The sequence below is a fragment of the Streptococcus mitis genome, from assembly GCF_009496155.1.
In the GTDB taxonomy this organism is placed as follows: domain Bacteria; phylum Bacillota; class Bacilli; order Lactobacillales; family Streptococcaceae; genus Streptococcus; species Streptococcus mitis_BQ.
The window spans coordinates 74070-99768 of sequence record NZ_WIJP01000009.1 but is presented as its reverse complement, the minus strand read 5'-3'; the positions used below and the strand labels follow the sequence as shown (position 1 = coordinate 99768).

General features: G+C 40.6%; 22 protein-coding genes. 18 read left to right on the top strand and 4 right to left on the bottom strand.

The annotated features are described in order from the left end of the window. Window positions 1-118: 118 nt before the first annotated feature. The 15 genes from GEZ84_RS06910 to GEZ84_RS06840 all read left to right on the top strand — a co-directional run bounded on the left by GEZ84_RS06910 (window position 119) and on the right by GEZ84_RS06840 (window position 14771). Complete coding sequence (locus GEZ84_RS06910; RefSeq protein ID WP_153223987.1) at window positions 119-589, top strand: MarR family winged helix-turn-helix transcriptional regulator; 471 nt, start codon at window positions 119-121, stop codon at window positions 587-589. Next, window positions 564-2333, top strand: a complete 1770-nt coding sequence (locus tag GEZ84_RS06905; protein ID WP_153223986.1) for an ABC transporter ATP-binding protein — start codon at window positions 564-566, stop codon at window positions 2331-2333. Before GEZ84_RS06910 ends, GEZ84_RS06905 begins: the two co-directional genes overlap by 26 nt. Beyond that, the gene (locus GEZ84_RS06900) at window positions 2323-4083 is read left to right on the top strand and encodes an ABC transporter ATP-binding protein (RefSeq protein WP_153223985.1); all 1761 of its coding nucleotides are present in this window, start codon (window positions 2323-2325) and stop codon (window positions 4081-4083) included. The genes GEZ84_RS06905 and GEZ84_RS06900 overlap by 11 nt, the downstream gene beginning before the upstream one ends. Before the next feature lie 95 nt (window positions 4084-4178). Then, on the top strand, window positions 4179-4682 hold the full coding sequence (locus tag GEZ84_RS06895) for a phosphatase PAP2 family protein (protein WP_194252041.1): 504 nt from the start codon (window positions 4179-4181) through the stop codon (window positions 4680-4682). 113 nt (window positions 4683-4795) lie between these two features. Then, window positions 4796-5242 carry a LytTR family DNA-binding domain-containing protein gene (locus tag GEZ84_RS06890; RefSeq protein WP_000776606.1) on the top strand — a complete coding sequence of 149 codons (447 nt, stop codon included), beginning with the start codon at window positions 4796-4798 and terminating at the stop codon, window positions 5240-5242. Window positions 5243-5246: 4 nt separating this feature from the next. After that, window positions 5247-5921, top strand: coding sequence for a LiaF transmembrane domain-containing protein (locus tag GEZ84_RS06885; protein WP_153223983.1), 675 nt, complete (start codon window positions 5247-5249; stop codon window positions 5919-5921). 105 nt (window positions 5922-6026) lie between these two features. Next, window positions 6027-6215: a 50S ribosomal protein L28 gene (gene rpmB, locus GEZ84_RS06880; RefSeq protein ID WP_001140948.1), complete on the top strand. Its 189-nt coding sequence runs from the start codon at window positions 6027-6029 to the stop codon at window positions 6213-6215. Window positions 6216-6372: 157 nt separating this feature from the next. Further along, a complete protein-coding gene (locus GEZ84_RS06875; protein ID WP_000216437.1) occupies window positions 6373-6738 on the top strand; it encodes an Asp23/Gls24 family envelope stress response protein in 366 nt (121 codons plus the stop codon). Window positions 6739-6740: 2 nt separating this feature from the next. Then, the gene (locus GEZ84_RS06870) at window positions 6741-8408 is read left to right on the top strand and encodes a DAK2 domain-containing protein (RefSeq protein ID WP_000036655.1); all 1668 of its coding nucleotides are present in this window, start codon (window positions 6741-6743) and stop codon (window positions 8406-8408) included. Window positions 8409-8609: 201 nt separating this feature from the next. After that, window positions 8610-10310 (top strand): acetolactate synthase large subunit, encoded by a 1701-nt coding sequence (locus tag GEZ84_RS06865; RefSeq protein WP_153223982.1) that lies wholly within the window; start codon window positions 8610-8612, stop codon window positions 10308-10310. Then, complete coding sequence (ilvN, locus tag GEZ84_RS06860) at window positions 10303-10779, top strand: acetolactate synthase small subunit (protein WP_001253803.1); 477 nt, start codon at window positions 10303-10305, stop codon at window positions 10777-10779. Before GEZ84_RS06865 ends, ilvN begins: the two co-directional genes overlap by 8 nt. A gap of 168 nt (window positions 10780-10947) precedes the next feature. Then, a complete protein-coding gene (gene ilvC, locus GEZ84_RS06855; protein ID WP_000290683.1) occupies window positions 10948-11970 on the top strand; it encodes a ketol-acid reductoisomerase in 1023 nt (340 codons plus the stop codon). Window positions 11971-12053: 83 nt separating this feature from the next. Then, the gene (locus tag GEZ84_RS06850; RefSeq protein ID WP_001027897.1) at window positions 12054-12410 is read left to right on the top strand and encodes a hypothetical protein; all 357 of its coding nucleotides are present in this window, start codon (window positions 12054-12056) and stop codon (window positions 12408-12410) included. A gap of 50 nt (window positions 12411-12460) precedes the next feature. Next, window positions 12461-13711 carry a threonine ammonia-lyase IlvA gene (gene ilvA / locus GEZ84_RS06845; RefSeq protein ID WP_033682348.1) on the top strand — a complete coding sequence of 417 codons (1251 nt, stop codon included), beginning with the start codon at window positions 12461-12463 and terminating at the stop codon, window positions 13709-13711. Between the two features lie 844 nt (window positions 13712-14555). Beyond that, on the top strand, window positions 14556-14771 hold the full coding sequence (locus GEZ84_RS06840; RefSeq protein ID WP_001130036.1) for a hypothetical protein: 216 nt from the start codon (window positions 14556-14558) through the stop codon (window positions 14769-14771). Between the two features lie 90 nt (window positions 14772-14861). Here the strand turns inward: GEZ84_RS06840 and GEZ84_RS06835 are convergent, their stop codons facing one another. Both GEZ84_RS06835 and GEZ84_RS06830 read right to left on the bottom strand, forming a co-directional pair. Then, window positions 14862-15602: an amino acid ABC transporter ATP-binding protein gene (locus GEZ84_RS06835; protein ID WP_000189477.1), complete on the bottom strand. Its 741-nt coding sequence runs from the start codon at window positions 15600-15602 to the stop codon at window positions 14862-14864. Further along, window positions 15602-17167: an ABC transporter substrate-binding protein/permease gene (locus tag GEZ84_RS06830; protein WP_153223981.1), complete on the bottom strand. Its 1566-nt coding sequence runs from the start codon at window positions 17165-17167 to the stop codon at window positions 15602-15604. Before GEZ84_RS06830 ends, GEZ84_RS06835 begins: the two co-directional genes overlap by 1 nt. Before the next feature lie 138 nt (window positions 17168-17305). Between GEZ84_RS06830 and GEZ84_RS06825 the strand changes: the two genes are divergently transcribed. Together GEZ84_RS06825 and GEZ84_RS06820 are read left to right on the top strand one after the other, a co-directional pair. Next, on the top strand, window positions 17306-19195 hold the full coding sequence (locus GEZ84_RS06825; protein WP_153223980.1) for a DUF2207 family protein: 1890 nt from the start codon (window positions 17306-17308) through the stop codon (window positions 19193-19195). A gap of 61 nt (window positions 19196-19256) precedes the next feature. Further along, window positions 19257-20102, top strand: a complete 846-nt coding sequence (locus tag GEZ84_RS06820) for an undecaprenyl-diphosphate phosphatase (protein ID WP_153223979.1) — start codon at window positions 19257-19259, stop codon at window positions 20100-20102. A 135-nt stretch (window positions 20103-20237) separates the two neighbouring features. Here GEZ84_RS06820 and dinB read toward each other — a convergent pair whose 3' ends face one another. Then, window positions 20238-21299, bottom strand: a complete 1062-nt coding sequence (gene dinB / locus GEZ84_RS06815) for a DNA polymerase IV (RefSeq protein ID WP_153223978.1) — start codon at window positions 21297-21299, stop codon at window positions 20238-20240. 237 nt (window positions 21300-21536) lie between these two features. On the opposite strand from dinB, the gene pflB reads away from it, so the two are divergent. Next, a complete protein-coding gene (gene pflB, locus GEZ84_RS06810) occupies window positions 21537-23861 on the top strand; it encodes a formate C-acetyltransferase (RefSeq protein WP_153223994.1) in 2325 nt (774 codons plus the stop codon). A gap of 396 nt (window positions 23862-24257) precedes the next feature. On the opposite strand, the gene GEZ84_RS06805 is transcribed toward pflB, so the two are convergent. Further along, a complete protein-coding gene (locus GEZ84_RS06805) occupies window positions 24258-25697 on the bottom strand; it encodes a TrkH family potassium uptake protein (protein ID WP_153223977.1) in 1440 nt (479 codons plus the stop codon). Window positions 25698-25699 lie beyond the last annotated feature (2 nt).

The window sequence follows — 25699 nt, the reverse complement described above, 5'->3', positions numbered from 1 at the left end:
AAATAGTTCTCTTGAAAACTTTTTTCTTGACATCTTTTCTGAAAATGATAAAATAGTTCTCATGAAAACTTATTTAGTTTCTAGGAGAACTAAATGCAATGGTTAGAAAGGAGTTAGTATGGATAAACCGATGTTGGTCTTTAAGCGTTTTGGTCATCAGATTCATCTCATGGTGCAAAAGGAAGCCAAACGTTGTGGTATTGAATTTATGGGTGGGCCTCAAGGTCAGGTTGTGCGTTTTTTGGATAATCGTGAGAAAAACCAAGAATTGGTCTTGATTAAGGATATCGAGCAGGAACTCAATATTACCAAATCTGTTGCTAGTAATCTAGTTAAGCGTATGGTGCAAAATGGTTTGGTGGAATTGGAGGCGAGTCCTAGCGATAAGCGGGCAAAATTTGTTCGTTTGACGGACAAAGCACGTTCTCAAATGAAGCAGGTTAAGGCCTTCTTTGAACGAATAGACAAGCAGTTGATGGAAGGCATTGATGAAGATGAATTACTGATTTTTGAGAAAGTTCTCGGTCAACTGCAGGAAAATATCAAGGGAATAGGAGAAGAGAATGAAGAAATTAGCCAAAAGAATTAGTAGAAAAGAATGGGGGATGATTTTACTAGCCATTCTCTTTACTTGCTTTTCGGTCTATCTAGAGTTGGAAGTACCAACTTATATCTCTAAAATCACGGATTTGCTAGGAACTCAGGGAACCAACTTAGATGAGTTGTGGCAGCCAGCAAGTATGATGGTGGGAATGTCCTTTCTAGCCTTCTTATCCGCAGTTGCAGTTGGATTTTTTGCGTCCAGAGTGGCCGCTTCTTATACTAGTAGGCTGAGAAGTGATATTTTTAACCGAGTTTTGGATTACTCGCAGACAGAGATTAAGAAATTCTCTATTCCCAGTCTCCTAACTCGTACCACCAATGATATTACTCAGGTTCAGATGTTGATTACCATGGGCTTGCAAGTGGTTACGCGTGGTCCGATTATGGCTATCTGGGCTATCGGGAAGATTTTAGGTCATTCAGAATACTGGCTCTGGGCCGTTCTTGTAGCAGTGATTGTCAATGTTTTGATGACGACAGTCTTGATGACCCTAGCCTTTCCAAAACAGTCCTTGATTCAAAGTCTGACTGATAAACTGAACAGTATCACTCGTGAAAGTTTAACAGGTATTCGTGTCGTTCGCGCCTACAATGCTGAAGAATACCAAAATGAAAAATTTGCAGCAGCAAATGATGAGCTGACACGTTTGAATTTGTTTGTCAACCGTCTTATGGCTATTTTGAATCCCATCATGATGGGGATTTCAAGTGGTTTAAGTGTGGCGATTTACTGGATTGGGGCCTATGTGATTAACGACGCTGCTCCAACAGCGCGTCTGCCTCTCTTTAGTGACATGGTTGTTTTCATGTCTTATGCCATGCAGGTTGTCATGGGCTTCCTTCTCATGGGGGCGCTCTTCATCGTTCTTCCCCGAACCATGGTTTCTGCTAAGCGGATTAATCAAGTTCTAGATTTGCATTCCTCTATCCAAAATCCTGCTCAAGTCCAGCAGGCTGATGAAAACCTTCAAGGTCAGGTCGAATTTAAGGATGTGACCTTCCGCTATGCGACAAATTCGGAGGCGGTTATTGAGAATGTTAGCTTTAAAGCAGAAGCGGGTCAAACAGTGGCCTTTATTGGGTCAACAGGTTCTGGTAAATCAACTCTGGTCAATCTGATTCCACGTTTTTACGACGTATCAGCAGGAGAAATTCTGGTAGACGGTGTCAATGTTCAGGACTATGCCTTAGAAGATTTGCGCAACAAGGTTGGTTATATTCCTCAGAAAGCGGTTCTCTTTTCAGGTAATGTCAAGGACAATTTAGACTTTGGACAGAGTCAAGAAACACCGCTTAGTGAGCAGGCCATGTGGCAGGCTTTGGAGTTGGCCCAGTCTAAGAACTTTATCGAAGACAAGGAAGCAGGATTGGCGTCAGAAGTAGCCCAAGGAGGAACCAACTTCTCAGGTGGTCAAAGACAGCGTCTGGCTATTGCGCGTGCCTTGGCTCGGAAGCCAGAAATCCTCATCTTTGATGACTCCTTCTCAGCTTTGGACTACAAGACAGACCGAGTTCTACGCCAAGAGTTAGCTGAAAAAACCAAGTCTATGACCAAGCTCATTGTCGCACAGCGTATTTCAACGATTATGGATGCAGATTTGATTTTGGTCTTGGATCAAGGGAAAGTCGTGGGACAAGGCACCCACAAGGAACTTCTAGCTAATAACGAAGTTTACCAAGAAATTGCCTATTCACAACTATCGAAGGAGGAATTGGAACATGGAAAATAAGAAAATGTCTCTCTGGAAACAGAGTAAGCCCTATCTTGCAGGCCTCCAGTTTGCCCTTCTGATAGCCTTTCTAGCAACAATCGTATCCAATATTATTACTGTATATGGTCCAACCCGCATCAAGGAAATGACTAATATTATTGCTAGTGGTTTGGAAACAAGTGTGGATGTCGCGGCGGTTGCAGCTATTGGTGATTTTTTGGCCGTGATTTATGTGATTGGACTCTTATCAAATTATTTGCAGGCCTTCCTGTTTACAACAGCCATTCAACGTTTTTCAGAGCGTTTGAGAACAGCTATTGCAGATAAAATTAATCGCCTACCATTGAGATATTTTGATGGACATTCTCAAGGGGATACCTTGTCTCGTGTAACCAATGATGTTGACACGGCAGCTCAGTCCCTCAATCAAAGTCTGGGAACAGTTCTTTCATCTAGTTTATTGGTCGTAGCAGTCTTGGTAACCATGTTTGGAATGAACTGGATTTTAGCCTTGGTGACGGTTGTTTCAACCCTTGTTGGATTTGCATTTGTATCCATCTTTATGGGTAAATCCCAGAGCTTCTTTAAGAGTCAGCAACAGGATTTGGCAGCTGTCAATGGTTATGTGGAGGAAATGTACTCTGGCCATAATGTGGTGACAAGTTACAATGCCATCGAGAGCACGAAAGAAGAGTTTGCGAAATTAAACCATCGTCTGTATGACAGTATATGGAAATCTCAGTTTATTTCAGGGATTATGATGCCGATTATGGTGTTTATTGGGAACTTTAGCTATGCCTTAGTGATTATCGTTGGTGCAGCCTTAGCTCTGAATGGGCAGATTAGTATCGGGATTATCGTTGCCTTTATGGCCTACGTTCGTATCTTTTCTCAGCCCCTTTCCCAAATTGCTCAAGGGATTACCAGCCTTCAGCAGGCTAGTGCAGCCATGGGACGTGTCTTCGAATTCCTAGCTGAAGAGGAAATGGGAGACGAATCTCATAAAGAAAGACAGTTGATCGATATGAAAGGTCAAGTAGTCTTTGATCGAGTTTCCTTTGGTTACACACCAGAGCGAACTATCATTAATGACTTTTCTGCGACTGCTCATGCAGGTCAAAAGGTTGCCATTGTCGGACCGACCGGAGCTGGTAAGACAACCATTGTCAATCTTTTGATGAAGTTTTATGAGATTGATAAGGGAAGCATCAGTATCGATGGTGTCGATACCAAGGAGATGAAGCGTTCGGAAGTACACGATGCCTTTTCAATGGTCTTGCAGGACACCTGGCTCTTTGAAGGCACTATCCGAGACAATCTTATCTATAACCAAAAGAATATTAGTGATGAGCGCGTGATTGAAGCCAGCAAGGCTGTAGGGATTCACCACTTTATAATGACCCTACCAGATGGTTACGATACCGTCTTGGATGATACAGTAACCTTGTCTGTCGGACAAAAACAACTCTTGACCATTGCTCGTGCTTTGCTGAAAGATGCGCCACTCCTAATCCTAGATGAGGCGACTTCTTCTGTTGATACTCGGACTGAGGAATTGATTCAGAATGCTATGGATCGTTTGATGGAGGGCAGAACTTCCTTTGTCATCGCCCACCGCTTGTCAACCATCCGAAATGCTGACCTGATTCTTGTTATGAAGGATGGCAATATCATCGAGCAAGGAAATCATGATGATCTGATGGCGCAAGCTGGTTTCTACGCTGACCTCTACAACAGTCAGTTTACAGAAGACGAAGCAGAAGAATAAATCGAAAGAAGGCTTGACGACCTTCTTTTTCTACACTATACTAGAAGACAAGTACTTCCCTATAAGCAAAATTTGAGTAAATGATGAGAAAATATATGAAAAATTATCAAGAATGGTATGACCACATTGCTGGTAAGATTGAGAATAGGCCTATCTTTCTGAGATTGTTAAGAGCTTTCAATCGGTTCATGACGATAGTTATGCCTATGATTTATCTAACCTTGTTAGCAATTACCTATCTCCAACAAGGACTTGGGAAACAGGTCTTGATCTATGTGTTTGTACCTGCTACAGGTTTTGTGATTTTGTCCCTTCTTCGTAAGAAAATCAATGCTCCTAGGCCTTATGAGAAATGGACTATTAAACCCTTGCTTGACAGAGATAGTCCTGGTCAGTCTATGCCCAGTCGTCATGTCTTTTCAGCAACCATTATCTCCATGGCTTGCTTTCATGCTAGTTTATCTCTAGGGATTATCTTGTTAGTCTTGTCAGCCTTCCTCGGTCTAGTGAGAGTCTTAGGGGGAGTGCATTATCCCAAGGATGTAGTGGTTGGTTATACTAGCGGTCTTGCGTGGGGGATGATTTTCTTTCTATTTTGACATGTAAGTTAAGGTAATCCTACAACCACTTACAGGTCTAAAGTAACCACTTGCTTTTTTGCTCTTGTTTTCTTATTTTGGCTTTGATATAGTAGAGTCAGAAAGGAGATGGAATGAAGTTACGAATCGAAATTGACAGCAATTTAGAGGAAACTGAAATTGTCATCAAGGCAGCGGCCTTGACAGATGAGATTGCTGATTTGCAACGTCTCTTGCAAGAGTCCAAGTCTCCTAGGTTGATTTTTTACAAGGGAACAGGTGAATATTATCTGGACTTGTCGGAAATTCTCTTCTTTGAGACGGAAGGTAGCAAGATTTACGCCCATACCCAGAAAGATGCCTACGAGGTTCGGCTTAAACTCTATGAGTTAGAGGCTATCCTTCCTCGCTATTTTAGTCGGGTATCCAAGTCAACTATTGCTAATATTCGGCAAGTCTATTCGGTGGATAAGTCCTTTTCAGGAACAGGCACCATTTCCTTTTATCAAACCCACAAGGAGGTTCATGTCTCACGGCATTATCAATCCCTCCTAAAAGAAAATCTAAGAAACATGAGGTAACAAGATGAAAAAGAAAGCATTTGGTATTGTGTTGCTCATTTTGGCAGCTTTAGTATTATTGCAGGGCAATTTTGGAATCCCTTCATTCGGTGGGAAAATTTGGCCCTTGCTCGGTATTGCCTTTTTTGCCTATCAATCAGTTGGAGCTTTGTTGCGTCGTCACTTAACTTCAGCCTCTTTTACAGCTCTAGTAGCCTTAATGATTGCTAACCACTTTTATGGCATTTTACCAATTCCCAATCAGTCATTGTTCTGGGCAAGTATTTTAATCGTAATGGGTGTCAGCGCACTCACTCATTCTAACAGAACTTGGAATGGGAAAAAATGGTGGTATGATGGTAAAAAGACCATTCTTACAGATAAGGAAGTCGCTTTTGGGACGGGGACTTTCTACAAGCAAGAGCAAGAATTGGTAGAGGATCAAGTAGAAGTTGGTTTTGGCAATGCCAAGATTTATTATGACAATGCAGAGATGTTGGGAGATAGCGCAACCTTGAAGATAGAAGTCGGTTTTGGCAATGCAGTTATCTATGTTCCCCAACATTGGAGAGTTGATTTAAAGGTAGAAACTTTCTGTGGTGTAGCCAAGGCAGATAGTCCTCTAGCCCCAACCAGCAAAACCTTGATTATTCGTGGAGATGTGGCTTTTGGGAAGTTGGGAGTTGTTTATGTTAAATAAAAAAATATTCCAATTCCCTTGCAAAAATGAAGAAAGTGTGATAACATAGTACGGTATGTGGTGCTAGCACATCCGCTATATTAGATCTAATAGGAGGAAAACACAATGGCTAAAGTATGTTACTTTACAGGTCGTAAGACTGTATCAGGAAACAACCGTTCACACGCGATGAACCAAACAAAACGTGCCGTAAAACCAAACCTTCAAAAAGTTACTGTTCTTATCGATGGTAAACCTAAAAAAGTTTGGGCTTCAGCTCGTGCTTTGAAATCAGGTAAAGTTGAACGCGTTTAATATATAAAAGTAAAGGAGACCTCAGGGTCTTTTTTCTTTTGTTGTGGGTATAAAATCATTTGGAAAACGGAGTAAATATCCGCTGATACAGTATTCTGCTTTTACACTTGGGCTGAAATATGATAAAATAGAGTATCAACTAGTTGAGGTAAAAAGGATGACTGTAAAAATTAATACAAAAGATGGTCAAATCGAACTAACAGATGAAGTGATTGCAACCGTCGTAGGTGGAGCAGCAACTGAGATTTTTGGTGTGGTCGGTATGGCTAGTAAAAATGCCCTCAAAGATAATTTCCAAGCCCTTCTAGGTAAGGAAAATTATTCCAAAGGTGTCGTCGTAAAAGCGGCCGAAGATGGCAGTATTGCAGTTGATGTATATACCGTGTTGAGCTACGGAACAAAGATTAGCGAAGTGTCAAAAAACATTCAAGAGCGTGTCCGTTTTAGTTTGGAAAACCAACTTGGAATTACTGCTCAGACTGTAAATGTCTACATTCAAAATATCAAAGTTGTAGGAGAATAACCGTGTCAAAAATTACTACTAGCTTATTTCAAGAAATGGTGCAGGCTGCATCAACTCGCTTGAATAAGCAAGCTGAATATGTCAATTCATTAAACGTCTTTCCAGTTCCAGATGGAGACACTGGAACAAACATGGGAATGACCATTGAAAATGGAGCTAAAGAAGTTGCAGACAAGCCAGCTTCTACAGTTGGCGAGGTAGCGAGCATTCTTGCTAAAGGGCTTTTGATGGGTGCGCGTGGGAACTCAGGCGTTATTACGTCTCAGCTTTTCCGTGGATTTTCACAAGCCATCAAGGATAAAGACGAGTTAACAGGTCAAGACTTGGCCCTCGCCTTCCAATCAGGTGTGGAAGTTGCCTATAAGGCAGTGATGAAACCAGTTGAAGGAACGATTTTGACAGTTTCTCGTGGGGCAGCTATTGGTGCTAAGAAAAAGGCTGAGCAAACAGATGACGCTGTTGAAGTCATGCGCGCAGCCTTGGAAGGTGCTAAAACAGCTCTAGCTAAAACGCCAGACATGCTTCCAGTATTGAAAGAAGTTGGCGTTGTGGACTCAGGTGGTCAAGGATTGGTCTTCATCTATGAAGGTTTCCTTTCAGCCCTTACTGGTGAATATATTGCATCTGAGGACTTTGTAGCGACTCCTGCCAACATGAGTGAAATGATCAATGCAGAACACCACAAGTCCGTAGCTGGTCACGTAGCGACTGAGGACATCACCTTTGGTTACTGTACTGAAATCATGGTAGCTCTTAAGCAAGGTCCAACCTATGCCAAAGATTTTGACTACGACGAATTCCGTAACTACTTGAATGAACTTGGGGATTCTCTCCTTGTTGTCAATGATGATGAAATCGTAAAAGTTCATGTCCATACAGAAGATCCAGGACTTGTTATGCAAGAAGGTCTCAAATATGGTAGCTTGGTCAAGGTAAAAGTTGACAATATGCGGAACCAACACGAAGCTCAAGTTGAGAAAGAAGCTGCTCAAGTTAGCAAACCAGCTGAAGAGAAAGAGTATGCCTTGATTGCTGTGGTGGCTGGTAAAGGTCTAGCAGATATCTTCCGTTCTCAAGGCGTGGACTATGTTATCGAAGGCGGTCAAACTATGAACCCTTCAACAGAAGACTTTATCAAGGCTGTTGAACAGGTCAATGCTCGTAACATCATCTTCCTGCCAAACAACAAGAATATCTTCATGGCAGCTCAATCTGCAGCAGAAGTTTTGGAGCAACCAGCAGTAGTGGTAGAGGCTCGCACTCTTCCTCAAGGATTGACAAGTCTTCTTGCCTTTGATCCAAGCAAGTCCATCGAAGAAAACCAAGAACGTATGACTGCAGCCCTCAGCGATGTCGTTAGTGGTAGCGTCACAACAGCCGTGCGTGATACAACCATTGATGGCTTAGAAATCCATGAAAACGATAATCTTGGTATGGTGGATGGGAAAATCCTCGTGTCAAACCCTGATATGCACCAAACCTTGACTGAAACATTGAAACATATGTTGGATGAAGACAGTGAAATCGTAACCTTCTATGTCGGTGAAGACGGAAGCGAAGAACTTGCCAATGAAATTGCCCAAGAAATCGCAGAAGAATTCGAAGACGTTGAAGTCGAGATTCACCAAGGTCAACAACCAGTTTACCCATACCTATTTAGTGTGGAATAAGATTAATGAAGAACTGAGAAATCAGTTCTTTTTTCTTTGTTTAGTAAATGAAATCGGTATCTTTTAAATAAAAACAAAAATAATATTCATAAAAAAACGTTAAAATAGAAAATTCAGAAAATTTCTTCTTTTCTCTTGAAAAATCTTGAAAAAATGGTATGATAGTAACAAGTTATTTTTAAGAGAAGAGAAAGGGGAACAATGGAGAAAATCAGTTTAGAATCTCCTAAGACGGGGTCGGACCTAGTTTTGGAAACACTTCGTGATTTAGGAATTGATACCATCTTTGGTTATCCTGGTGGTGCTGTTTTGCCTTTTTATGATGCGATATATAATTTTAAAGGCATTCGCCACATTCTAGGGCGCCATGAGCAAGGTTGTTTGCATGAAGCTGAAGGTTATGCCAAATCAACTGGAAAGTTGGGTGTTGCCGTCGTCACTAGTGGACCAGGAGCAACAAATGCCATTACAGGGATAGCGGATGCCATGAGCGACAGCGTTCCCCTTTTGGTCTTTACAGGGCAGGTGGCGCGAGCAGGAATTGGGAAGGATGCCTTTCAGGAGGCAGACATCGTGGGAATTACCATGCCAATCACTAAGTACAATTACCAAGTTCGTGAGACAGCTGATATTCCGCGTATCATTACGGAAGCTGTCCATATTGCAACTACAGGTCGACCAGGGCCAGTCGTAATTGATCTACCTAAAGACGTATCTGCTTTAGAAACCGACTTCATCTATTCACCAGAAGTGAACCTACCAAGCTATCAACCGACTCTTGAGCCAAATGATATGCAAATCAAGAAAATCTTGAAGCAATTATCCAAGGCTAAAAAACCAGTCTTGCTGGCTGGTGGTGGAATTAGTTATGCTGAAGCAGCTGCAGAATTAAATGAATTTGCAGAACGCTATCAAATTCCAGTGGTAACCAGTCTTTTGGGACAAGGAACGATTGCAACGAGTCATCCACTCTTTCTTGGAATGGGGGGGATGCACGGGTCATTTGCAGCAAATATTGCTATGACAGAAGCTGACTTTATGATCAGTATTGGTTGCCGTTTTGATGACCGCTTGACGGGGAATCCTAAGACGTTCGCTAAGAATGCTAAGGTTGCCCACATTGATATTGACCCAGCTGAGATTGGTAAGATTATCAGTGCAGATATTCCTGTAGTTGGAGATGCTAAGAAGGCCTTGCAAATGTTGTTGGCGGAACCGACAGTTCATAACAATACTGAAAAATGGATTGAAAAAGTCACTAAAGACAAGAACCGCGTTCGTTCTTATGATAAGAAAGAGCGTGTGGTTCAGCCACAAGCTGTTATTGAACGAATTGGTGAATTGACGAATGGAGATGCCATTGTGGTAACAGACGTTGGTCAACACCAAATGTGGACAGCTCAGTATTATCCCTACCAAAATGAACGTCAGCTAGTGACTTCAGGTGGTTTGGGAACGATGGGGTTCGGAATTCCAGCAGCAATCGGTGCCAAAATTGCTAACCCAGATAAGGAAGTAGTCTTGTTTGTTGGGGATGGTGGTTTCCAAATGACCAACCAGGAATTGGCTATTTTGAACATTTACAAGGTACCAATTAAGGTGGTTATGCTGAACAACCACTCACTTGGAATGGTTCGCCAGTGGCAGGAATCTTTCTATGAAGGTAGAACATCAGAGTCGGTCTTTGATACCCTTCCTGATTTCCAATTGATGGCACAAGCTTACGGTATTAAAAACTATAAGTTTGACAATCCTGAGACTTTGACTCAAGACCTTGAAGTCATCACTGAGGATGTTCCTATGCTAATCGAGGTGGATATTTCTCGTAAGGAACAGGTGTTACCAATGGTACCAGCTGGTAAGAGTAATCATGAGATGTTGGGGGTGAAGTTCCATGCGTAGAATGTTAACAGCAAAACTACAAAATCGTTCAGGAGTCCTCAATCGCTTTACTGGCGTTCTGTCTCGTCGTCAGGTTAATATTGAAAGCATCTCTGTTGGAGCGACAGAAGATCCGAATGTATCGCGTATCACCATTATTATTGATGTTGCTTCACATGATGAGGTGGAGCAAATTATCAAACAGCTCAATCGTCAGATTGATGTGATTCGCATTCGAGATATTACAGACAAGCCTCATTTGGAGCGCGAGGTGATTTTGGTTAAGATGTCAGCGCCAGCCGAGAAGCGCGCTGAGATTCTAGCAATTATTCAACCTTTCCGCGCAACGGTGGTAGATGTAGCGCCAAGCTCGATTACTATTCAAATGACAGGAAATGCTGAAAAGAGTGAAGCTCTATTGCGAGTTATTCGACCATATGGTATTCGAAATATTGCTCGTACAGGGGCAACTGGATTTACCCGCGACTAATACTCTTCGAAAATCTCTTCAAATCACGTCAGCTTTGCCTTGCCGTACTCAAGTACAGCCTGCGGCTAGCTTCCTAATTTGCTCTTTGATTTTCATTGAGTATAAAAATATTTTAAATTTGTTAAACCAGCCTAAAAGGCAATAAATAATAGAAAAGAGAGAAAAACTATGGCAGTTCAAATGGAATACGAAAAAGATGTTAAAGTAGCAGCACTTGACGGTAAAAAAATCGCCGTTATCGGTTATGGTTCACAAGGACATGCGCATGCTCAAAACTTGCGTGACTCAGGTCGTGATGTCATCATCGGTGTACGTCCAGGTAAATCTTTTGATAAAGCAAAGGAAGATGGATTTGACACTTACACAGTAGCAGAAGCTACTAAATTGGCTGACGTTATCATGATTTTGGCACCAGACGAAATCCAACAAGAATTATACGAAGCAGAAATCGCTCCAAACTTGGAAGCTGGAAATGCAGTTGGATTTGCCCATGGTTTCAACATCCACTTTGAATTTATCAAAGTTCCTGCAGATGTAGATGTCTTCATGTGTGCTCCTAAAGGACCAGGACACTTGGTACGTCGTACTTATGAAGAAGGATTTGGTGTTCCAGCTCTTTATGCAGTATACCAAGATGCAACAGGAAATGCTAAAAACATTGCTATGGACTGGTGTAAAGGTGTTGGAGCTGCCCGTGTAGGTCTTCTTGAAACAACTTACAAAGAAGAAACTGAAGAAGATTTGTTTGGTGAACAAGCTGTACTTTGTGGTGGTTTGACTGCCCTTATCGAAGCAGGTTTCGAAGTCTTGACAGAAGCAGGATACGCTCCAGAATTGGCTTACTTTGAAGTTCTTCACGAAATGAAATTGATCGTTGACTTGATCTATGAAGGTGGATTCAAGAAAATGCGTCAATCAATTTCAAACACTGCTGAATACGGTGACTATGTATCAGGTCCTCGTGTGATTACTGAGCAAGTTAAAGAAAACATGAAAGCTGTCTTGGCAGACATCCAAAATGGTAAATTTGCAAATGACTTTGTAAATGACTATAAAGCTGGACGTCCAAAATTGACTGCTTACCGTGAACAAGCAGCTAACCTTGAAATTGAAAAAGTTGGTGCAGAATTGCGTAAAGCAATGCCTTTCGTTGGTAAAAACGACGATGATGCATTCAAAATCTATAACTAATTAGAAAGCAAAGAATTTTGCTAAAATAGTAGCTTCAGCTATTCGTGGGATATTAGATATACTTATTTAGGGGTTGAAATCATATGAATATTACCAATTTGTTTTCTATCAAGACAGGATGTGATGAAACTGATAGGCAACTGCAAAAATTATTTTTTCAGTTGGATTTACAATTGGGAGAATTGACAGATCAACTAAGAAAATTAGATTCTAATTTTGTTCCTCGTAGTCAATTTGTAGACACGCTGGATTTGAATGATGTAGAATATAAAGAAATTTTAAACTATTTTATCTTCCATCGTAATGATAGTGAAGAAAGTTTGGCAGAATGGTTATATGATTGGATTTCTACAAATCGTTATGAACTTCCTAAAGAGTTTTCAATTCGTATGGCTCATAAATACCATGAAAGTGTTGCTGAAGTTTTTGGAGATGAATAACTAAAAAAACAGTCATTAGTGACTGTTTTTTATAGAAAAAGAGGTTTTATATGTTAAGTTCAAAAGATATAATCAAGGCTCACAAGGTCTTGAATGGTGTGGTTGTGAATACTCCACTGGATTACGACCATTATTTATCGGAGAAGTATGGTGCTAAGATTTATTTGAAAAAGGAAAATGCCCAACGTGTTCGTTCTTTTAAAATTCGTGGTGCCTATTATGCCATTTCCCAGCTCAGCAAGGAAGAGCGTGAGCGAGGGGTAGTCTGCGCTTCTGCGGGAAATCATGCTCAGGGAGTAGCCTATACTTGTAATGAAATGAAAATTCCTGCTACTATTTTTATGCCAATTACAACTCCGCAACAAAAGATTGGTCAAGTTCGCTTTTTTGGTGGGGATTTCGTAACCATTAAACTAGTTGGAGATACCTTTGATGCCTCAGCTAAAGCAGCTCAAGAATTTACACTCTCTGAAAACCGTACCTTTATTGATCCCTTTGATGATGCCCATGTTCAAGCTGGTCAAGGGACCGTTGCTTATGAGATTTTAGAAGAAGCTCGAAAAGAATCAATTGATTTCGATGCTGTTTTGGTCCCTGTTGGAGGCGGAGGTCTCATTGCTGGAGTTTCGACTTATATCAAGGAAACAAGTCCAGAGATTGAAGTCATTGGGGTAGAGGCTAATGGAGCACGTTCTATGAAGGCAGCCTTTGAAGCTGGTGGACCTGTTAAGCTCAAGGAAATTGACAAATTTGCGGATGGGATTGCTGTTCAAAAGGTAGGTCAGTTGACCTATGAAGCAACTCGCCAACATGTTCAAACCTTAGTAGGTGTCGATGAGGGATTGATTTCTGAAACCTTGATTGATCTCTATTCTAAACAAGGGATTGTTGCAGAACCTGCTGGAGCGGCTAGTATTGCTTCTTTAGAAGTTTTAGCTGAATATATCAAGGGGAAGACCATTTGTTGTATCATTTCTGGAGGAAATAATGATATCAACCGTATGCCAGAGATGGAGGAGCGTGCCTTGATTTATGATGGAATCAAGCATTATTTTGTGGTCAATTTTCCACAGCGTCCAGGAGCTTTGCGTGAGTTTGTAAATGATATCTTGGGGCCAAATGATGATATCACACGTTTTGAGTATATCAAACGAGCTAGCAAGGGTACAGGGCCTGTATTGATTGGGATTGCCTTGGCAGATAAGCATGATTATGCAGGTCTGATTCGTCGCATGGAAGGGTTTGATCCATCTTATATTAACTTGAATGGTAATGAAACGCTCTATAATATGCTTGTCTGAGGACTAATAAAAAAATATCATATTATTTGCACAACTGATGTATAGGTGCTATAATGAGGGTAAAGAAAGGGGGCGATTCCTATGAACTTAGGAAAACTATCCTACTATTTCTACTACAACTTATTATAGTACCTATTATTTTTGTTTCCGTTTATAATAATAAAAAAGAATTACTTGCTATATATAAGGCTACTATTTAGAATACGATGTTTTATATATAACTAATTTAAAAATTGTCTAAATATAATGGCAAATAGAGAAAATAATCAGTATTTATGAGATAACTTTGATGATTTAATTGATAAAATTAATCTGATACTTGTAAAATGATAATAGTAGAAAAAGTTTGTGACATTAGGAAGTCATATTCTAGATGCTGACTATGAAATAGTGTTTAAAAAGAATATGTAAAATCTGATGAAACAAGTCCATTGTACCAGTTGAAAAAGAAAATAAGATTTAAATAATGACAGGAAGGGACCTCAGACAAAGAGAAAGGAAAGAGATAGTTAAGAGGTAATCAGAGGAGAATATGATCTTTGATAGCTTTAATAATTTTAAAGGAATGTATAGAATTACTTGAATATGACTCCTGTCTATCCTATTGAGTAGCTGGTATGTAGTTTATATGAATATTCTTACACATTTGAAGTTTAATAATGCAATTATTTTTTAGGTGGTTACTAATGGTTTATAGTAAGTAAAAACCTATATATTATAAGCTTTAAAAAAGAAGTAAGAAAAATAAAGATCTTTTATTTTATTGAATATATGTTTTTTTATTGACAAAAGACATAAAAACGTATAGAATAATATATCGTAAAGAAGAAAATAGGAGAAGGACATGGCTAAGTCAAACTTTGAAAAAGTAGAATCAGTTGTTGGCTGGGTTCGTGATAAGAAAATCACAGGCTACCGTATCTCTAAGGAAACGAATGCGCGTGAAATGTCTATCATTGCTCTAGCGCAGGGTCGTGCAAAAGTAAAAAATATTTCATTTGAAACAGCTCTAGGTTTAATTGATTTCTATGAAAAAAATCATGAAAAATTTGAAGATTAATCTTTGGATAATGGCGGATTCTTGAATTGGGTCTGCCTTTTCATTTTGAGGATAGCAAAAAGACTGCACGATTGATGCAGCCTTTTCTTTTTATTTGAGATAACGTTGAAGAAACTCTTTTGTTCGGTCTTCTTTAGGATTGGTGAAGAGGTCTTCTGGTTTACCTTCTTCAGCAATCACACCCTTATCCATAAAGATAACACGGTGAGAGACATCACGAGCGAATTCCATCTCGTGAGTCACTACAATCATAGTCAAGCCTTCCTGAGCCAGATCTTGCATGATTTTGAGGACTTCTCCAACCATTTCTGGATCGAGAGCTGATGTTGGTTCATCAAAGAGAATAGCATCAGGATTCATGGAGAGGGCACGAGCGATGGCCACACGTTGTTTTTGACCACCTGAGAGTTGTTTTGGTTTCGCTTGCCAGTAGCGTTCTCCCATGCCGACTTTTTCTAGGTTTTCTTTGGCGATTTTTTCAGCTTCTGTACGTTCGCGTTTAAGGACAGTAGTCTGAGCGACGATTGTGTTTTCAAGAACGTTAAGATTTTCAAAGAGGTTAAAAGATTGGAAAACCATCCCCAACTTTTCACGGTATTGCGTGAGGTCATAGCCTTTTTCGAGGACGTTTTGTCCATGATAAAGGATTTGTCCATCGGTTGGCGTTTCAAGTAGGTTAATGGAGCGTAGGAAGGTCGATTTCCCGCTTCCAGAGCTTCCGATGATAGAGATGACCTCTCCCTTGTGGACAGTTAGAGAGATGTCTTTTAGCACTTCGTTTTGTCCATAGGATTTTTTGAGGTGTTTAATTTCAAGGATTGCTTGGGTCATTATTTCAAATCCTCCGTTTGCATTTGGTTAGCACCTGTAGTATAGGTATCCATGTCCATGCGGCGTTCGATGAAGCGTAGGATACGTGTTACGGTGAAGGTGAGGACAAAGTAAATCACGGCGATGATTGTAAATGTCTGGAAGTATTGATAGGTTTGAGTTGCCACGGTATTTCCTGAGAAATAAAGTTCGACAACAGAGATAACGTTCAATACAGATGTATCTTTGATATTGATGACAAATTCATTACCAGTTGCTGGTAGGATGTTACGGACAACCTGAGGTAGGACAATCTTACGCATGGTTTGGTTATGAGTCATACCAAGAGCAGTCGCGGCTTCAAATTGTCCCTTGTCAACTGCTAGGATACCACCACGGACGATTTCAGTCATGTAGGCACCAGTGTTGATTGAAACGATGAAGATAGCAGCCAGTGTGCGGTCAAGATTGATACCGAAAGCTTGGGCAGTACCATAGTAGATAACCATCGATTGAACGATCATTGGTGTACCACGGAAAATTTCAATGTAGACATTGAGGATCCAGCCGACTAGTTTTTGTAAGCCATAAATAGCTTTATTTTCAGAGAGAGGAGCAGTACGGAAGACACCAATGGCAAGACCAATAATGAGACCTATGATGGTTCCGACGATTGAGATTAAAAGAGTGATACCAGCACCACGCAAGAGTTGTTGCCAGTTCTCAGAAAGAATTTTAGCGACTTGGCTAAAGAAACTACTGCTAGTCTCTTCAGTTGTTGTAGCTTCGGCAGGTTGTTCCTTGATCATACGATCCATCAAGGCAACTTGGTCGTCTTTTGAAATGGTTTCAATGCTGGCATTGATTTGGCTAATACGAGTGTCATCTTTACGAAGTCCAATGGCGATAGCTGTATCTTCTTCCCCAGTTTTGAAACCTGGTTCTACTTGGACCATCTTAAACTTAGAGTTCGCAGCTTCAGCAGTCAGAGCTTCTGGTCGTTCAGAAACATAGGCATCAATGACACCAGCCTCAAGAGCTTGGCGCATTTGAGCGAAGTCTCCCATGGCTGTTTCTTTTTTAGCACCTGAGATTTGTGCAATCAAGTCGTAGAGGTAGACACCTTGTTGAGAAGTGATTTTTGCACCGTTAAAGTCATCCAAAGATTTAGCATTTGCGTAGGCAGAATCTTTTTTGACAAGTAGAACTGGTTCGCTAGTGTAGTAACTGCTTGAAAAGGCGATTTCTTGTTTACGTTCAGCAGTAGGACTCATACCTGCGATAATCATGTCAATTTTACCAGAAGTAAGGGCAGGGACTAGACCTTCCCACTTTGTTTTAACAACCAAAGGTTCTTTACCTAAGTCCTTAGCAATTTTCTTGGCGATTTGAACATCGTATCCGTTAGCATACTGGTTAGTCCCATCGATTTTGACAGCCCCATTGCTATCATCATCCTGAGTCCAGTTAAAGGGAGCATATGCTGCTTCCATCCCGATGCGTAAATATTCATCGGCTTGAGCAACATTGACAAGTCCCAGCATAAGTAAGAGACTTGTGAAAATAGATAAGTATATTTTTCTCATGATTTCTCCTATTTCTAATCTATTAAAAAATAACTGTCTCCTATTTTATCGAAAAAAACTCTATTTTTCAATATGGGTAAGCCCTTACTTGTGAAAAAATGATATAATGATAGCAAAGATAAAAAGGAGGCTTGTTTGATGAAAAAAACTTTTTTCTTACTGGTATTAGGCTTGTTTTGCCTTCTGCCACTCTCAGTTTTTGCCATTGATTTTAAGATAAACTCTTATCAAGGCGATTTGTATATTCATGCAGACAATACGGCGGAATTTAGACAGAAGATAGTTTATCAGTTTGAGGAGGACTTTAAGGGCCAAATCGTGGGGCTTGGACGTGCTGGCAAGATGCCTAGTGGATTTGACATTGATCCTCATCCAAGAGTTCAGGCCTCGAAAAATGGTGCAGAACTAGCAGACGTTACTAGCGAAGTGATAGAAGGAGCAGATGGTTATACTGTTAAAGTTTATAATCCAGGTCAGGAAGGTGACACAGTTGAAGTTGACCTTACCTGGAACTTAAAAAATTTGCTTTTCCTATATGATGACATTGCTGAATTAAATTGGCAACCTTTAACAGATAGTTCAGGGGCTATTGGAAAGTTTGAATTTCATGTAAGGGGAGATAAGGGGGCTGAAAAACTCTTTTTCCATACAGGGAAACTCTTTAGAGAGGGAACGGTTGAAAAGAGTAACCTTGATTATACTATTCGTTTAGACGATTTTCCACCTAAGCGTGGAGTTGAATTGCATGCCTACTGGCCTCGAACTGTTTTTGCTAGCGCTAGGGATCAGGGCTTGAAAGGAAATCGTTTAGAAGAGTTTAATAAGATAGAGGACTCGATTGTTAAAGAAAAAGAGCAAAGTAAACAACTCGTTACTTGGGTCTTCCCTTCGATACTTTCTATCTCCTTGTTATTGAGCGTCTGCTCCTATTTTATTTATAGAAGAAAGACTACTCCTTCAATCAAATATGCTAAAAATCATCGTCTCTATGAACCACCAATGGAATTAGAGCCTATGGTTTTATCAGAGGCTGTCTACTCGACCTCCTTGGAGGAAGTGAGTCCCTTGGTCAAGGGAGCTGGAAAATTCACCTTTGATCAACTTATTCAAGCTACCTTGTTAGATGTGATAGACCGTGGGAATGTCTCTATCATTTCAGAAGGGGATGCAGTTGGGTTAAGATTGGTAAAAGAAGATGGTTTGTCAAGCTTTGAGAAAGACTGTCTAAATCTGGCTTTTTCAGGCAAAAAAGAAGAAACTCTTTCCAATTTATTTGCGGATTACAAGGTATCTGATAGTCTTTATCGTGGGGCAAAAGTCTCTGATGAAAAACGGATTCAAGCAAAGGGGCGTCAGCTCAAATCTTCTTTTGAAGAAGTATTGAAAGAGATGCAAGAAGGAGTGAGAAATCGAGTTTCCTTCTGGGGGCTGCCAGATTACTATCGACCTTTAACTGGTGGGGAAAAGGCTTTGCAAGTGGGGATGGGACTCTCTACTATCCTACCATTATTTATCGGATTTGGTCTGTTCTTGTACAGTTTGGACGTTTATGGCTATTTTTACCTCTTCTTGCCAATACTTGGTTTTCTAGGTTTGGTTTTGGCTGTTTTCTATTATTGGAAGCTTCGATTAGATAATCGTGATGGTGTCCTAAATGAAGCAGGGGCAGAAGTCTACTATCTCTGGACCAGTTTTGAAAATATGTTGCGGGAGATTGCACGATTGGATCAGGCTGAACTGGAAAGTATTGTGGTCTGGAATCGCCTCTTGGTCTATGCGACCTTATTTGGCTATGCGGACAAGGTCAGTCATTTGATGAAGGTGCATCAGATTCAAGTGGAAAATCCAGATATCAACCTCTATGTAGCTTATGGCTGGCACAGTATGTTTTATCATTCAAGCGCGCAAATGAGCCATTATGCCAGTGTCGCAAATACAGCAAGCACCTACTCCGTATCTTCTGGAAGTGGAAGTTCTGGCGGTGGCTTCTCTGGAGGCGGAGGTGGTGGCAGTATCGGAGCCTTTTAAAGAGAAGTGCCATAGACTGAAAAAGTATGCTATAATGGAAGATAGAAAAAAGGAGTAATCTATGTATCTTATTGAAATTTTAAAATCTATCTTCTTCGGGATTGTTGAAGGAATTACGGAATGGTTGCCGATTTCCAGTACAGGTCATTTGATTCTAGCAGAGGAATTTATCCAATACCAAAATCAAAACGAAGCCTTTATCTCCATGTTTAATGTCGTAATTCAGCTTGGTGCGATTTTGGCGGTCATGGTTATTTACTTTAATAAGCTCAATCCTTTCAAACCCACTAAGGACAAGCAGGAAGTTCGTAAGACTTGGAGACTATGGTTGAAGGTCTTGATTGCAACTTTGCCTTTACTTGCCGTATTTAAGTTTGATGATTGGTTTGATACCCACTTCCATAACATGGTTTCTGTTGCTCTCATGTTGATTATCTATGGGATTGCCTTTATTTATTTGGAAAAACGCAATAAAGCGCGTGCTATCGAGCCAAGTGTAACAGAGTTGGACAAGCTTCCTTATACGACAGCTTTCTATATCGGACTCTTCCAAGTTCTTGCCCTTTTACCAGGAACCAGTCGTTCTGGGGCAACGATTGTCGGCGGTTTATTGAATGGAACCAGTCGTTCTGTTGTGACAGAATTTACCTTCTATCTTGGAATTCCTGTTATGTTTGGGGCTAGCGCCTTAAAGATTTTCAAATTTGTAAAAGCAGGACAACTCTTGAACTTTGGGCAATTGTTCTTGCTCTTGGTTGCCATGGGAGTCGCTTTCGCAGTCAGCATGGTCGCTATTCGTTTCTTGACAAGCTATGTGAAAAAACACGACTTTACCCTTTTTGGTAAATACCGTATCGTGCTTGGTAGTATCTTGCTACTTTATAGCTTTGTTCGTTTATTTGTATAAGAAAAACCTTGAAGGGGCAACTCTTCAAGGTTTTATACTCTTCGAAAATCTCTTCAAACCGCGTCAGCTCTATCTGCAACCTCAAAACAGTGTTGCGGCTAGCTTCCTAGTTTGCTCTTTGATTTTCATTGAGTTTTAAAATCCAGTCACGGTAATCCCCAACAGGCGGACACCTCTTTCTTTATCGCTTAATTCTTCATAGAGTTGTAGGGCTATTTGGCTTATCTGACTAGCATCCTGTGTTTTTTTGGCCAGACTTTTTCGTTTAGTAAGAGTTGAAAAGTCCTCGTAGCGGATTTTCAAAATGACAATTTTTCCAGCTTTTTCTTGTTGATGTAGATTGAGAGCGACTCTTTCTGATAGAAGAGTCAGCTCTTTTTTGATGTCTTCCTCGGCACGGAGAATTTTCCCATAGGTTTTTTCCTTGCCGATTGATTTACGGATGCGGTTGGATTTGACGGGGGAGTTGTGGATACCACGAGCCTTTCGATACAGATCATAGCCCAGTCTGCCAAAGCGGTCTATTAGGGTCACTTCAGGTACTTCAAACAAATCAGCGCCAGTAAAAACACCCATTTGATGAAGTCGTTCCACCGTCTTTTTTCCTACTCCATGAAACTTAGCAATATCCATTTGTTTGAGAAAATCCTCAGCTTGATCAGGTAGAATCACTGTCAAACCATGTGGTTTTTGATAATCGCTAGCCATTTTAGCTAAGAATTTGTTGTAAGAAACGCCAGCAGAAGCAGTTAAATGAAGTTCCTGCCAGATATCCTCTTGAATGAGGCGAGCGATTTTGACTGCTGACTTGATACCGAGTTTATTTTCTGTCACATCCAAATAGGCTTCGTCAATACTCATAGGCTCAATCAAATCTGTATAGCGCTTAAAGATAGCTCGGATCTGGAGGCCCACAGTTTTGTATTTTTCATAATTTCCTGAGATAAAGACGGCCTGGGGACAGCGTTCATAAGCTTCCTTGGAACTCATGGCAGAATGAACACCAAAAGCTCGTGCTTCATAGCTACAGGTAGAAACGACTCCCCGCCCACCTGTTTGCCGAGGGTCGCTTCCGATAATGACAGGTTTTCCTTTGAGTTTAGGATTATCTCTGATTTCCACCGCAGCAAAAAAGGCATCCATGTCAATATGGATGATTTTTCTTGACAAATCATTTAATAAGGGGAAAATCAACATGCCTAGCACCTTTTTACTGCTTATTTTCTTTTATTATACCCTTTTTTCTGAAAAAAAGAAAAAAGGATTTTATTTTTTCAAAAATATAATACAGTTTGGTATAGAATACAGTCTGTGTTAGAAAAGAAAGTGTAAAAATAAGGAATTTTTGCTTGTTGAAATCGGTTACTGTATGGTATACTGGTTTCATAAATGTAACAGATGACTGTTACTAGAAAGAAAACAGAGGACATTAACATGGTTGTTAAAACAGTTGTTGAAGCACAAGATATTTTTGACAAAGCTTGGGAAGGCTTCAAAGGTGTAGATTGGAAAGAAAAAGCAAGTGTATCACGCTTCGTACAAGCTAACTACACACCTTACGATGGAGACGAAAGCTTCCTTGCAGGACCAACAGAACGTTCACTTCACATCAAAAAAATTGTAGAAGAAACTAAGGCTCACTACGAAGAAACTCGTTTCCCAATGGACACTCGTCCAACATCTATCGCTGATATTCCAGCAGGATTTATCGATAAAGAAAACGAAGTTATCTATGGTATCCAAAACGATGAACTCTTCAAATTGAACTTCATGCCAAAAGGTGGTATCCGTATGGCTGAAACTACTTTGAAAGAAAATGGATACGAACCAGACCCAGCTGTTCACGAAATCTTTACTAAGTACGTAACAACAGTTAACGACGGTATCTTCCGTGCTTACACTTCAAACATCCGTCGCGCTCGTCACGCTCACACTGTAACTGGTCTTCCAGATGCATACTCACGTGGACGTATCATCGGTGTTTACGCACGTCTTGCTCTTTACGGTGCAGACTACTTGATGCAAGAAAAAGTAAACGACTGGAACGCAATCGAAGAAATCGATGAAGAAACAATCCGTCTTCGTGAAGAAATCAACCTTCAATACCAAGCATTGCAACAAGTTGTTCGCTTGGGTGACCTTTACGGAGTGGATGTTCGCAAACCAGCGATGAACGTTAAAGAAGCGATCCAATGGGTTAACATCGCCTTCATGTCTGTCTGCCGTGTTATCAACGGTGCTGCTACATCTCTAGGACGTGTGCCAATCGTATTGGACATCTTTGCAGAACGTGACCTTGCTCGTGGTACATTTACTGAATCAGAAATCCAAGAATTTGTTGATGATTTCGTTATGAAACTTCGTACAGTTAAATTTGCTCGTACAAAAGCTTATGACCAATTGTACTCAGGTGACCCAACTTTCATCACAACTTCTATGGCTGGTATGGGTAACGACGGTCGTCATCGTGTTACTAAGATGGACTACCGTTTCTTGAACACTCTTGACAATATCGGTAACTCTCCAGAACCAAACTTGACAGTTCTTTGGACTGACAAATTGCCATACAACTTCCGTCGCTACTGTATGCACATGAGCCACAAACACTCTTCTATCCAATACGAAGGTGTAACAACAATGGCTAAAGACGGATATGGTGAAATGAGCTGTATTTCATGCTGTGTGTCTCCACTTGACCCAGAAAATGAAGAACAACGCCACAACATCCAGTACTTCGGTGCTCGTGTAAACGTATTGAAAGCTCTTCTTACTGGTTTGAACGGTGGTTACGACGATGTTCACAAAGACTACAAAGTATTTGACATCGAACCAATTCGTGACGAAGTTCTTGAATTTGAATCAGTTAAAGCTAACTTTGAGAAATCTCTTGACTGGTTGACTGACACTTATGTAGATGCTTTGAATATCATCCACTACATGACTGATAAGTACAACTATGAAGCTGTTCAAATGGCCTTCTTGCCAACTAAACAACGTGCGAACATGGGATTTGGTATCTGTGGATTTGCCAATACAGTTGATACATTGTCAGCTATCAAATACGCTACAGTTAAACCAATCCGTGACGAAAATGGCTACATCTACGATTACGAAACAATCGGTGAATACCCACGTTGGGGTGAAGATGACCCTCGTTCAAACGAATTGGCAGAATGGTTGATTGAAGCTTATACAACTCGTCTACGTAGCCACAAGCTTTACAAAGACGCTGAAGCTACAGTATCACTTTTGACAATCACATCTAACGTTGCTTATTCTAAACAAACTGGTAACTCACCAGTCCACAAAGGTGTATACCTCAACGAAGATGGTTCTGTAAACTTGTCTAAACTTGAATTCTTCTCACCAGGTGCTAACCCATCTAATAAAGCTAAAGGTGGATGGTTGCAAAACTTGAACTCACTTTCTAGCCTTGACTTTAGTTATGCAGCTGATGGTATCTCATTGACTACTCAAGTTTCACCTCGCGCTCTTGGTAAGACTCGTGACGAACAAGTTGATAACTTGGTAACAATCCTTGATGGTTACTTCGAAAACGGTGGACAACACGTTAACTTGAACGTTATGGACTTGAACGATGTTTACGAAAAGATCATGTCAGGAGAAGACGTTATCGTACGTATCTCTGGATACTGTGTAAACACTAAATACCTCACTCCAGAACAAAAAACTGAATTGACACAACGTGTCTTCCACGAAGTTCTTTCAATGGATGATGCCTTGGATGCATTGAGCTAATCAAGTTCTTGAATAATGAAATAAGTAACCCTCGGTCAGTCGACTGAGGGTTTTTGGGTTCTTATACTCTTCGAAAATCTCTTCAAATCACGTCAGCTTTATATGCAACCTCAAAGCGGTGCTTTGAGCAACCTGTGGCTAGCTTCCTAGTTTGCTCTTTGATTTTCATTGAGTATTAAATATTTTAAGTCATTTTCTGAAGTGTCTCACTTTGTTTAAAAAGAGTTGGTTGAGGAAGTAGTCTGAAATAAAAACACCACACTTTGTAAGGAAACAAGGTGTGGTTATATAGTGGATTGAAACCAAAATAGTACACTACAGCTGCTAAAACATTTTTAGAAATTAATTTAACTTTTCTAATTGATTTGTTCAAATCTTATTTCAATCTACTATATTTTATCTCTTAGACCAAGTTCTCTTCATAAAGAGAAGTAGGATTGGGTAAATCTCCAAGCGGCCTGCAATCATTGCAAAGGAGAGGAGAATTTTTGAGATGGGACTAAAGATTGAGAAACTAGAAGTGGTTCCTAGGATAGGCCCGATATTATTGAAGCAGCTAAAGACAGCACTGGTAACGACCAGGAAATCATTGCTATCTAGGCTGACAATAAAGATAAGTGCTAGCAAAATCATAGAATAGATGACAAAGTACTTGAGAATCTTATGCTGGGTATCTTTGTCAATCACCGTTTGATTAACATGGAGGGTCAAAACACGGTGGGGAGATAGAATTGACAAAATTTGATTTTTGGCAATTTTCGAAAGGATAAGGCCTCGAATAACCTTGAGTCCACCTGCGGTTGAACCAGCAGAACCACCGATTCCCATGAGGAAGAGAAGGATAAACTGGGAGAAGAGGGGCCAGTTGGTAATATCTCCGTAACCAAAACCAGTCGTTGTAATGATATTGGAAACTTGGAAGAAGGCCATTTCAAAGCTCTTGGAAAATCCTGGATAGAGATAGAGGGTATTGAGGCTAATCAAGCCTGTAGAAAGTAGTACGATGACCAAGTAAGCCCTAAGCTCTTCATCTCCAAAGAAGGCTTTGACGCGACGGAGCATGAGGTAGTAGTAGAGATTGAAATTTACCCCAAAAACCAAAACCCCGATACTAACTAGATAGGTAATCAGTGAACTGCCATAGTGGGCAATCCCATCGTTATAGACGGTAAATCCCCCAGTTCCCGCGGTCCCCATAGCGATAACAAAACTATCAAATAGGGGCATGCCGGCTAGATAATAGATGATGACAAAGAGGGAGAAGAGAGCTAGATAAAGGAGATAGAGAATCTGAGCAGTGTTTTTGAGTTTGGACACTACTTTACCAAAAACAGGACCAGGAACCTCAGCCTTCATTACCTCTAGGTGGCTATTCTTGGCATTGTCCATAATAGCAAGTGCAAAAACAAGAACCCCCATCCCTCCAATCAAGTGGGTAAAACTTCGCCAGAAGAGGAGGGAACGGCTGAGGACAGAAACGTCGTTCAGAATAGTTGCACCAGTAGTTGTAAAGCCGGAACTAATCTCAAAAAAGGCATCGATAACGCTGGGAATTTGGTCAGCAAAGACGAAGGGGAGACCACCAAAGAAAGACCAAAGGATCCAACAGAGGGAAACAATCAAGACTCCCTCCTTGGCATAAATCCGTTGATTTTTTGGCTTTTGTAAAATTCCTGAACCGCCTAGTAATAGGAGAAGTCCAATCGTTGTAAAGAGGGCTGTAAAGACTTGGCTCGATTCGTGGTAATAGACAGCTACAGCTACAGGAACCAAGAGGAGAACAGCTTCAATCAAAAGTAACTTTGAAAGGAGGTAACGAATCATACTTTTATTCATTT

Bases quoted from the DNA above. Each gene is read 5' to 3' on its own strand.
- GEZ84_RS06910 (WP_153223987.1), top strand. From the start codon at position 119: ATGGATAAACCGATGTTGGTCTTTAAGCGTTTTGGTCATCAGATTCAT.
- GEZ84_RS06905 (WP_153223986.1), top strand. From the start codon at position 564: ATGAAGAAATTAGCCAAAAGAATTAGTAGAAAAGAATGGGGGATGATT.
- GEZ84_RS06900 (WP_153223985.1), top strand. From the start codon at position 2,323: ATGGAAAATAAGAAAATGTCTCTCTGGAAACAGAGTAAGCCCTATCTT.
- GEZ84_RS06895 (WP_194252041.1), top strand. From the start codon at position 4,179: ATGAAAAATTATCAAGAATGGTATGACCACATTGCTGGTAAGATTGAG.
- GEZ84_RS06890 (WP_000776606.1), top strand. From the start codon at position 4,796: ATGAAGTTACGAATCGAAATTGACAGCAATTTAGAGGAAACTGAAATT.
- GEZ84_RS06885 (WP_153223983.1), top strand. From the start codon at position 5,247: ATGAAAAAGAAAGCATTTGGTATTGTGTTGCTCATTTTGGCAGCTTTA.
- rpmB (WP_001140948.1), top strand. From the start codon at position 6,027: ATGGCTAAAGTATGTTACTTTACAGGTCGTAAGACTGTATCAGGAAAC.
- GEZ84_RS06875 (WP_000216437.1), top strand. From the start codon at position 6,373: ATGACTGTAAAAATTAATACAAAAGATGGTCAAATCGAACTAACAGAT.
- GEZ84_RS06865 (WP_153223982.1), top strand. From the start codon at position 8,610: ATGGAGAAAATCAGTTTAGAATCTCCTAAGACGGGGTCGGACCTAGTT.
- ilvN (WP_001253803.1), top strand. From the start codon at position 10,303: ATGCGTAGAATGTTAACAGCAAAACTACAAAATCGTTCAGGAGTCCTC.
- ilvC (WP_000290683.1), top strand. From the start codon at position 10,948: ATGGCAGTTCAAATGGAATACGAAAAAGATGTTAAAGTAGCAGCACTT.
- GEZ84_RS06850 (WP_001027897.1), top strand. From the start codon at position 12,054: ATGAATATTACCAATTTGTTTTCTATCAAGACAGGATGTGATGAAACT.
- ilvA (WP_033682348.1), top strand. From the start codon at position 12,461: ATGTTAAGTTCAAAAGATATAATCAAGGCTCACAAGGTCTTGAATGGT.
- GEZ84_RS06840 (WP_001130036.1), top strand. From the start codon at position 14,556: ATGGCTAAGTCAAACTTTGAAAAAGTAGAATCAGTTGTTGGCTGGGTT.
- GEZ84_RS06835 (WP_000189477.1), bottom strand. From the start codon at position 15,602: ATGACCCAAGCAATCCTTGAAATTAAACACCTCAAAAAATCCTATGGA.
- GEZ84_RS06830 (WP_153223981.1), bottom strand. From the start codon at position 17,167: ATGAGAAAAATATACTTATCTATTTTCACAAGTCTCTTACTTATGCTG.
- GEZ84_RS06825 (WP_153223980.1), top strand. From the start codon at position 17,306: ATGAAAAAAACTTTTTTCTTACTGGTATTAGGCTTGTTTTGCCTTCTG.
- GEZ84_RS06820 (WP_153223979.1), top strand. From the start codon at position 19,257: ATGTATCTTATTGAAATTTTAAAATCTATCTTCTTCGGGATTGTTGAA.
- dinB (WP_153223978.1), bottom strand. From the start codon at position 21,299: ATGTTGATTTTCCCCTTATTAAATGATTTGTCAAGAAAAATCATCCAT.
- pflB (WP_153223994.1), top strand. From the start codon at position 21,537: ATGGTTGTTAAAACAGTTGTTGAAGCACAAGATATTTTTGACAAAGCT.
- GEZ84_RS06805 (WP_153223977.1), bottom strand. From the start codon at position 25,697: ATGAATAAAAGTATGATTCGTTACCTCCTTTCAAAGTTACTTTTGATT.